8 protein-coding genes are annotated in these 10000 nt (G+C 28.8%); 6 read left to right on the top strand and 2 right to left on the bottom strand.

What is annotated here, in order from left to right; translation table 11 throughout:
* Positions 1–30: 30 nt before the first annotated feature.
* The 5 genes from LDL23_RS00150 (at position 31) to aroA (ending at position 5860) form a co-directional block, all read left to right on the top strand.
* On the top strand, positions 31–1920 hold the full coding sequence (locus LDL23_RS00150; RefSeq protein ID WP_291263889.1) for a DUF3857 domain-containing protein: 1890 nt from the start codon (positions 31–33) through the stop codon (positions 1918–1920).
* A 5-nt stretch (positions 1921–1925) separates the two neighbouring features.
* Positions 1926–3860, top strand: a complete 1935-nt coding sequence (locus LDL23_RS00145) for a DUF3857 domain-containing protein (protein WP_291263888.1) — start codon at positions 1926–1928, stop codon at positions 3858–3860.
* A 1-nt stretch (position 3861) separates the two neighbouring features.
* Positions 3862–4188: a nucleotide pyrophosphohydrolase gene (locus tag LDL23_RS00140; protein WP_291263887.1), complete on the top strand. Its 327-nt coding sequence runs from the start codon at positions 3862–3864 to the stop codon at positions 4186–4188.
* Positions 4189–4280: 92 nt separating this feature from the next.
* Complete coding sequence (locus LDL23_RS00135) at positions 4281–4607, top strand: multidrug efflux SMR transporter (protein ID WP_291263886.1); 327 nt, start codon at positions 4281–4283, stop codon at positions 4605–4607.
* The gene (gene aroA, locus LDL23_RS00130) at positions 4607–5860 is read left to right on the top strand and encodes a 3-phosphoshikimate 1-carboxyvinyltransferase (RefSeq protein ID WP_291263885.1); all 1254 of its coding nucleotides are present in this window, start codon (positions 4607–4609) and stop codon (positions 5858–5860) included. The genes LDL23_RS00135 and aroA overlap by 1 nt, the downstream gene beginning before the upstream one ends.
* Here aroA and LDL23_RS00125 read toward each other — a convergent pair.
* Positions 5857–6603, bottom strand: coding sequence for a LytTR family DNA-binding domain-containing protein (locus LDL23_RS00125; protein ID WP_291263884.1), 747 nt, complete (start codon positions 6601–6603; stop codon positions 5857–5859). The genes aroA and LDL23_RS00125 overlap by 4 nt on opposite strands.
* Position 6604: 1 nt before the next feature.
* Positions 6605–9463: a histidine kinase gene (locus LDL23_RS00120; protein WP_291263883.1), complete on the bottom strand. Its 2859-nt coding sequence runs from the start codon at positions 9461–9463 to the stop codon at positions 6605–6607.
* 205 nt (positions 9464–9668) lie between these two features.
* On the opposite strand from LDL23_RS00120, the gene LDL23_RS00115 reads away from it, so the two are divergent.
* A partial coding sequence (locus LDL23_RS00115; RefSeq protein WP_291263882.1) for a hypothetical protein occupies positions 9669–10000 on the top strand: 332 nt, incomplete at its 3' end.

Below are 10000 nucleotides of genomic sequence, written 5' to 3'. Positions count from 1 at the left end.
TATAGACACAAAAAATAAAGAGTAAACACAATGAAAAAAATATTCTTACTAATCCTTTTTTTATTTTCATTTTCAATTTATTCTCAAGAAAATCTTTTTGCTGTTTTTCCAGATAGTATTAAAGAGAATGCAAATGCTGTTATAAAAAATAATAAAACCGTAATTATTTTTTCGAGCTATAATTCAATGGTTGTCAGAAAATATCGAGTAATAACTGTATTTAATGAATTAGGTTTAAAGAATATGAACGCCTATGAGTATATGGATAATTCTACTTCTATAATAAATATAGAAGCGACGATTTATGATGCTTTTGGTTCAGAAATTAAAAAAATAAAACGAAAAGATTTTAAAGAAAATTCTGTAAGTGAAGGTTCTATAATAACTGATAATAGAGTTTTATATTTAGATTATACTCCTGTAAAATTCCCTTTTACAATGGTTTATCAAAGTGAAATTTCCACTTCGAATACAGCTTTTGTTCCTAGTTGGAATCCAATTGAAGATTTTTATGTTAGCATACTAAATTCTTCAATAAATATACAATATGCATCTGATGTGAAATTAAAGTCTAAGGAATTTAATTTTGATGATAAAGTACTAAAAATAGAATCTAAAGGGAGTCTTTTGTATTCCATAAAAAATTTTAAAGCATTTCGTAAGGAAGAATTAGCACCATCTTTAAGTAAGTTTACACCATATGTAATTTTTGGACTTAATAAATTTCAGATTGAGGGTGTAGAAGGTAGCGCAGAGAGTTGGGAAGTATTTGGAAAATGGATGCATGATGTATTGTTAAGCGATACAGAGGAAATTCCAGTGACCACTCAATTAGCATTAGCAAAATTGATTGGTAATGAAAGTGATAATTTGAAAAAGGCTAAAATAATTTATGAATATGTACAAAATAAAACACGATACGTAAGTATACAATTAGGAATAGGAGGTTGGAAACCCATGCTAGCAAGAGATGTTGATCGATTAGGTTATGGAGATTGTAAAGCACTAACTAATTATACAAGATCGTTATTAAAAAAATTTAATATCCCGTCTTATTACGCTGTGGTTTATGGTGATGATCAAAAGCGAGATATAGTTGAGGATTTTGTTTCTATGCAAGGGAATCACGTAATACTAGGTATTCCAGATGTAAATGATAATATTACATGGCTTGAGTGTACTAGTCAAACTCTTCCTTTTGGCTTTCAAGGTGATTTTACAGATGATAGAAAGGTGTTATTAGTGTCTGGTGAAGCTTCTAAAATTGTTAAAACAAAAGCATTTTTAAATGAGCAAAATTACCAAAAAACAACTTCAAAAGTAACTCTAAATGATGATAATAGTGTTAAGTGTAGTGTTGTAATTAATTCAAAAGGAATTATTTATGATAATAAGTTGGTTTTAAAAAAGTCTAATAATGATAATATAAAAAAATACTATGCCGATTATTTTAATGTAATTAGCGAAAAAAAAATAACCAAAGCTATAATTGAAGATGATAGTAAAAATTTAGAGTTAAACGAAATTGTTGAATTTGAATCAAACGATTTTGTAAAACCAAATCAAGATAAAATAATTGTGGCGGTAAATTGTATCAATCAATTTTCATTCGTTCCTAAAAAACATAAGGATAGAAAAATTCCTTTTGAAATAGAAAGAGGCTTTTGTTATGAAGATGAATCAATTATAACAATTCCTAGTAATTACAAAGTAGATTCAGTACCTAATGAGCAAAATGTAAGCAATGAGTTTGGAAATTATATTTGTAAAATAGAAGTAAATGGTAACAATGTAATTTATAAACGTAAACTTTTAATAAAAAGTGGATATTATGCTGCAGATAAATATGAAAGTTACAGAAAATTTAGAGAGTTAGTTGCCAGAAGTGAAAACAATAAGATGTTATTAATTTTAAAATAAAAAAAGTGAAAAATATTTCGATTATCTCTCTATTACTGATTTTTCAATTAGGTTTTACACAAAAATTAAAATTAGGTGAAGTAACTGTAGATGAATTAAAACAAAGTGTGCATCCAATTGACTCATCATCATCTGCTGCATATCTTTTTAAAAAAGGAAAAACAAATTTTACTTTAACCCGAGATGGTTTTTGGGAAATAACTACTGAGGTTGAAGTAAAAATTAAAATATATAAGAAAGAAGGTTTTAAATTTGCAAATCAAGAAATACCCTATTTTGTGGGAGGCAATGGAAAAGAAGAAGTTTATGTTTATGATGCATATACTTACAATTTAGTGGGTAGTAAAGTTGAAAAAACCAAGTTGAAGTCTGAAAGTGAGTTTAAAGAAGAAGTAAATGATAAATGGAATTTAAAGAAAATAACATTTCCAGCTGTAAGAGAGGGTTCCATTATCGAATTTAGCTACAAAATAGTTTCTCCTTATATATCAAATTTTAATGATTGGCATTTTCAGCATGAAATTCCTGTAAATAGTGTTAGATACGAAGTATATATTCCTGAATATTTTAGATATAGAACTGTTATTGCTGGATTTGAAAAAATTTCTACGGAGGAAAAAATTATTACTTCGTTAGACTTCAATAGCACAAAATATTCATATTCAGCGCAAGATATTATGCCTATTAAAGGTGAAGAATTTGTTAGAAATATCAATAATTATACGTCAGTTTTAAAATATGAATTAGCATCTATTAACTATCCAAATAAACCATTTCAAAACATGTCACTCAGTTGGGATGACGTTTCAAAATCTATTTATGATAATGATAATTTTGGTAGAGAATTAAATTTTAAGTCTTATTTTGAAGAAGAGATTCAAGTTTTGATAAAAGATATTGCTTCACCAAAAGATAGGTTAGATAAAATATTCCAATATGTTCAAAATAAAATGGTATGGAACGAGAACAATAGTTATAATTGTGAAAAAGGTGTAAAAAAAGCATTTAAAGAAAAAGTTGGAAATAGTGCGGATATTAATTTAATGTTGGTTGCAATGTTACGATATGCAGGTCTTGATGCGAATCCAATAATAGTTAGTACAAGATCAAATGGTATTGCTATATTTCCAAGTCGATCGGCTTTCAACTATGTAATTGTAGGAGTAAAATTAAGTGGCGATGAAAATGTAGTTCTTTTAGATGCAACAAATAAAAATTCTTTGCCTAATATTCTTCCTTTAAAAGTTTTAAACTGGTCAGGTAGAATGCTTATGCCAAATGGTACTAGTAAAGAAATAAGTTTAGAGCCGAATAAATATTCAATAAAAAACATTACAATTCTAGCTGATATAGTCGATGATACAAATATTAAAGGAAAAGTACGAGAAGTCTCAACGGAATATTTAGCTTTTTTGTTTAGAGAGAAGTATGCAAATTTAAGTAATCAATCATTGATTGAAAAAATTGAAAAAGATTACGATGGAACTGAAATAGAAGATTTAACAATAAAAAATGAAAATTCTAAGCCAATTAATTTAACCTATTCATTTTTTAGTGATAATTTAGTAGAAATAATAGGGGAAAAATTATATATTTCACCATTATTATTTATGGAAATGAATAAAAATCCTTTTAAATCTGAAAAAAGAAGTTATCCAATTGAATTTGATTTTCTTCAAAAAATAAATTATAATATTTCTCTTAAAGTGCCAGAAAATTATAAAATTGAATATTTTCCTTCTTCAATTATATATAAAACACCTAAAGGAGAACTTGTTTATAATTTTAATACTTCAGTAACCAATGATTTAATTCAAATATCATCAAGTATAGAGATTAATAGCACAATTATTACTCCAGAAGACTACGAAATTTTAAAATCACTTTTTAAAGAAATGATTAGTAAGCAAACTGATAAAATTATTTTAATTAAGAAATAATATGAACATAAAAAATTCCCAACAAGAAGTAGATAATTGGATTAAAGAACATGGTGTTCGTTATTTCAATGAATTAACTAATATGGCTCAACTTACTGAAGAAGTAGGTGAAGTAGCCCGAATTATAGCTCGTCGTTATGGCGAGCAATCCGAAAAAGAATCCGATAAAAACAAAGACTTAGGAGAAGAGCTTGCTGATGTAGTTTTTGTAGTTTTGTGTTTGGCGAATCAAACAGGTGTAGATTTACAAGCCGCTTTTGATAAAAAAATGGATTTAAAAACCAAACGCGATCACGATAGACATCATAATAACGAGAAACTTAAATAAGGTTAATGGTAAAGGGTTAAAGGTAAAAGGTCACTTGTTGATTTTGAATTTCCTTTCACCCTTCACCCTTTTCCTTTTACCTTAATAAAAATATGAACTGGATTTTACTCATCATAGCAGGATTATTCGAAGTAGGTTTTGCAACCTGTTTAGGAAAAGCAAAAGAATCAACAGGAAACACTTCTTTAATTTGGTACGGTGGTTTTTTGGTATGTCTTTCAATCAGTATGATATTGTTAGTAAAAGCCACCAAAGAATTACCCATCGGAACTGCTTATGCCGTTTGGACAGGAATTGGTGCTGTAGGAAGTGTTTTAGTAGGAATTATTGTTTTTAAAGAACCGGCAACGTTTTGGCGTGTGTTTTTCATTTCCACATTAATTTTATCCATAGTTGGATTAAAAATGGTTACCAAATAATGAATTTACATTTAGAAAAGGGAAAAGGGAAAAGGGAAAAGGGAAAAGTAACAATCACGGGTTCAAAATCTGAAACCAATAGATTGTTGTTGTTGCAGGCTTTGTATCCAAATTTAACTTTAGAAAACACCTCCAATTCTGATGATTCGGAAGTGATGCAAAAAGCACTAAATTCACTATTCACTATTCACCATTCACAACTCATTGACGTTCACCACGCAGGAACAGCTATGCGATTTCTTACCGCTTATTTTTCTATTCAAGAAGGAAAAGAAGTGGTTTTAACAGGCTCGTCAAGAATGAAAGAGCGTCCGATAAAAATTTTAGTTGACGCTTTAAATGAATTAGGAGCCGAAATTACTTATGAAGAAAACGAAGGTTTCCCGCCAATCCGTATTAAAGGAAAAAAAATAAAACAGAATAAAGTTTCGCTTCCAGCTAATGTGAGTAGCCAGTATATTTCGGCACTTTTATTAATTGCTCCAAAGCTTGAAAATGGTTTAGAGTTAACACTTGAAGGCGAAATCACCTCAATTCCATACATCAAAATGACTTTAGCGTTATTGAATGAAATTGGAGTGATGACTTCTTTTGAAAATAATGTAATTAAAGTAAATCCAACACCCAACACCCAACACCCAACTCCTTTAACCATTGAATCCGATTGGTCATCTGCTTCTTATTGGTATTCTATTGTTGCCTTGTCTGAAATAGGTTTTCAAGTTACACTTTCAAGTTATAAAAAGAATAGTCTTCAAGGCGATAGTGCTTTGATTGATATTTATAAAGATTTTGGAGTTGAAACTACTTTTAATAGTGATAATTCAATTACGATTTCTAAAACAAAAAATTGTCAATTGTCAATTGTCAATTACCAATTAAATAATTGTCCTGATATTGCTCAAACCATTGCGGTAACCTGTTTTGGATTAGGAATAGGTTGCGATTTAACAGGATTACATACGCTAAAAATCAAAGAAACGGATCGATTAGAAGCTTTAAAAATAGAACTAACAAAATTAGGAGCTGAAATTTCAGTAACTAATGATTCTTTACATTTGAAATCTTCTTCTGGAATTAAGGAAAATATTTCAATCTCAACTTATCAAGACCACAGAATGGCCATGGCTTTTGCGCCTTTAGCTTTGGAAGTTCCAATTGCAATTAATCAAGCTGAGGTGGTTTCTAAATCCTATCCAGATTTTTGGAAAGATTTGAAGCTAGTTGGAATTGAAAACTCTGAAATAAACTAACGTTTTATAATCTGAATTTGATTTAGAATAGTTTGCGATTTATCAGGAGAAACCGGAATTTGTATTTTGTTTTCTAATTCAATACTTCCACCATCTGATTTGTTGAAAGCTGTTACAAAGTTGAAGTTTACGATATAAGATTTGTGAATACGTAAAAATCGGGAATCAGAACATAAAATATCTTCGAAATTCTTTAAGTTTCGGCTAACCAATTGTTTGTTTCCATCATTGCAAAATACTTCTGAATAAGCGCCTTCTCCTTTAATGTACATGATTTTATTGGTGTCTAAAAATAACAATGTATTCCCTGACGGGACCGCTATTTTAGTTAAGCTTTCTTGTTGTAAGTTTTCTTTAAAGGTTATAAAATTTTCAAAACGCTGTTTTTGTTTGGCAACGCGTTGAATGGCTTCAGCTAATTCTTCTGGGATTATTGGTTTCAATAAGTAATCGACTGCCGAAAATTTGAATGCTTTTAAGGCGTATTCATTATAAGCAGTAGTAAAAATAATTGAAAAATTAATTTCGTTTTCATCAAAAAAGTCCAATAACTCTAAGCCGCTATGACCTGGCATTTCAATGTCTAATAAAACAATATCAGGTTGTTGCTTTCTGATGGCTTTTATGCCTTCTGGTAGATTTTCACATTCGGCTACTACGGTAACTTCTGGACAATATTCTTGTAAAAGTAAGGCAAGCGAAATTCGTGCTCTCTTTTCGTCGTCTATAATAATGGCTTTCATTTTAGTAGGTAATTGGAATTTCTATAATAACTTTTGTTCCAGAAGATTGACCATTTTTGTTTATTTTGTCTTCAAAATTAATGGTAATATTTTGTTGTTTATATTGATTGAGTAATTCGATACGATTCTGCATGGCTTCAGTAGCAAATGATAGATGATCTTTGTTTTTAATAGCTTTTAGTTCGGCGCTTTTTTGTCGTCCAATTCCGTTATCATCAATAGTTATTTTTAAAGAATCAAATATTCTTTCGAAATCTATGGTTACTTTTTTCTCTCCTTTTTTGTGCAGCAAACCATGTTTTACCGCGTTTTCAACATAAGGTTGTAACAGCATAGATGGAATTTTAATGTTTTCAATGTCAATACCATAACCAATATTGATATCGTAACTAAAATCTTCATCAAAACGAGCTTTTTCAATGTCTAAATACAATCCTAAAGTTTTAATTTCTTCCGAAAGGGTGATGTTTTCTTTTTCACTCATTTCCAAAATTGTTCGAGTAAGTGTAGAGAATTTTGATAAATAGGAAACCGCTTGTTTTTTATCGTTAGATAAAATAAAAGATTGAATTGTATTTAAAGCGTTGTAAAAGAAATGCGGATTCATTTGTGATTTAATCGCTTTCAGCTTCGATTGATTTAAATTCTTTTCTAAATTGACTTTATCTAATAAAAGTTGGTTTTTCTTTTCGATTTTTTGAATCTGATATTTGTAAAAAGTATAAGCTAAAGCAATGATAATCAATCCTAAATAAATTAAGAAAAAAGGATTTAACCAAAAGGGATTATTGATTTTAAAATGGATTTGTTGAATAGGTGTTTCATAATTAGCATCTATTTTTAAATATACGTTATAATCTCCAGGAGAAATAGAAGATAAAATCAGATTCTTGTTATCAATATCCAAGCGATTCCAGTTTCCATTGTTTATTTTGTATAAAACACTATTTTTTTCATTTGGATTAAAAGAGAGTACAGAAAAATTAACAGTAATGTTGTTTTGATTGTATTCTAATTCATTTAAGTTATTCTCTTTTTGAAGAGTGCCATTAACTTTTATTTCGTTGATGATTAATTCAGGTTTGGCAAATTCTTTGTTCTTGAATTTATTTTTTACAATAATCCCTTTTGAGGTAGCAAAATAAATTTTATTCCCAATTACAGCAACGTCGGTAACTTCTAGATCGCTAGTTAAAGGTAAAATTTTACGATAGTAGTTTTTAATTAAATTGTATTCAATTATTCCGTTTGTGGTAAAAATAAAAATGGAGTTCTCTTGAATTTTAAACTTAGTAAAGCGTTCTTTTAAGTGTTTTTCAAACACAGAAACTTTTGTTACTTTATTATTAGAATCAATCTTATATAATTCTTCACTTGTTGACAAAGCGTAAACGACATTATTATAGGATTGTAAATTGGTAATATAAAGTGTTTTGTTGTTGAATTTTAATTCTTTCAAACCATTCAAATCAATAAATTTTAATCCCATATTAGTAGCATAATAAATACAATTATTATGTGAATTATACACCGTTGATTTTCCTTTTAAATTGAGTAATTGGCATTCTTTGAATTTTGGATCTTTTTGAATGTTTTTCTGGTATAGTTTGTCCCAAATACTTTTTTTGCTTCCTACTTTTATTAAACCACACAATCCGCTTCCGGCAAAAGAATAATAACTTTCATCCACTTTTTTTATGTCTTTAATTGCAACGGCAGTTTCGTTGATAAGCTTATAATTTTGATTTAAAATTTTAAATTTCAACGATGTAAAATAAATGGTTTTTTCTTTTTCGTTTGCCTCAATTTGATAAATGGGATGATTACTATTGCTTTTATATATGGTTTTAATGTTTAAATTATCTAATTGTAAACCGTAGATAACTTCGTTTTCGGTTCCAATTAAAATTTGATTATTATAAGGTGATAATATGGTAGGTTTTGGATCTAACTTAATAAAGTTGTTTTCAAAATCCTGAATAAAAAGAAGACCGTTGTTAATAGTAGAAATCCAATAATTTTTTTGTTTGTCTTTGAATATGTATGAGATATTATATTCAGAAAAGTAAGTAGTGCCTTTTTCTTTTTCGTATTTAATAACTCCGTTTGGTGTGCACAACCAAGGTGTATTATCAATAATGGCTAAATTTTGTACAAAGTCAAACAGACAAGTAAATTTTTTTTGAGTAAACTGATTGTTTTTGTAGTTATAATATTGATTTGTAAATTTTGAAACAATAAAAAGTTCATCTTTGTTTGCTTGAACAATAGGAACATTTAAATACTTTTTAAAATCTTCAGTTAATTCATGTGATTTTATAGGTTTTGAAAATTCAATTTCATACAACTTATCACTTATGAAACAAAATTTAGACTCGGTTACAAAGGTGCTTAAAACATTGGCTTCTGGAATTGGAATCGATTGTATAAATTGCACCTTTTTCAAATCATAAATGGCAATACTTTTAGATTGCATTAAGTATAGTTTGTCTTTAATTACACCATATTTCATGTATCCAACAGATTCTTTTTGGGGTAAATTTTTTAATTCACCATCTTCAACATAATATAAATAGCCATCAAAGTTGATGTACCAAATTCGACCAAACGAATCTTCATTAATACAAGAGCCTGATTTAGAAGTTTGGTTGTCCGATGAATAAGTTTTAAACGTACTTCCGTCATATCGGCACAATCCTTTTCCCGTTGCAAACCACATGAAACCTTTACTGTCTTGAAAAATATCATATACACTATTGGATGGTAGCCCGTTAGTTTTGTCCAACGTATAATAATAAGGGTTTTGCCCAAAAAAGATTTGAGTAAATAAAAAGAGTAGTATCGTTTGAAAAAATTTCAATTTGAATTCATTTATAACAAATATAAGAAATAATAAGGTTTGGATTTTTGTTCAGTTTATGAAACTAGGTTTTAGATTAACGAAATCGATTTTAATTATTTTTAGTCTTGTTTTTTCGTTAACGGAAAATAGGGTTTGGTAAACTCATTGAAAATTTAAGATGTGATTGAGAATACTTTTGAATCAAATTTTAAAATATCCTCTTATGAAAACAAGATTACTATTTCTTTTATTATTTCCATTTACATTTGGAAATGCGCAGGTTGCTACGTTCTCTGCGCCAAGTTCTTATAATATTACTGCAACTTCGGCAACTATTAGCTTCCAAGTAACATCAAGTTCTACAACAACTCTTTATTCTCAATTGGCTACAGATAATGCTGGAAATGTAGCTCTTTCGCCGCTTTCGGGAGCTGGAGGAAGTACTGCCGGTACTTGGGTTTCGCCAAAAAACTTGACAGGATTAACTCCTAATACAACATATTATTTTAGATATAGATGTGATAATGCTTCAGGGACTTCTTATTCAACAACGGG

The organism is Flavobacterium sp., from assembly GCF_020217025.1.
Classification (GTDB): domain Bacteria; phylum Bacteroidota; class Bacteroidia; order Flavobacteriales; family Flavobacteriaceae; genus Flavobacterium.
Note: the sequence above shows the minus strand (reverse complement) of the source record. Positions and strands in the feature narration are given on the sequence as shown.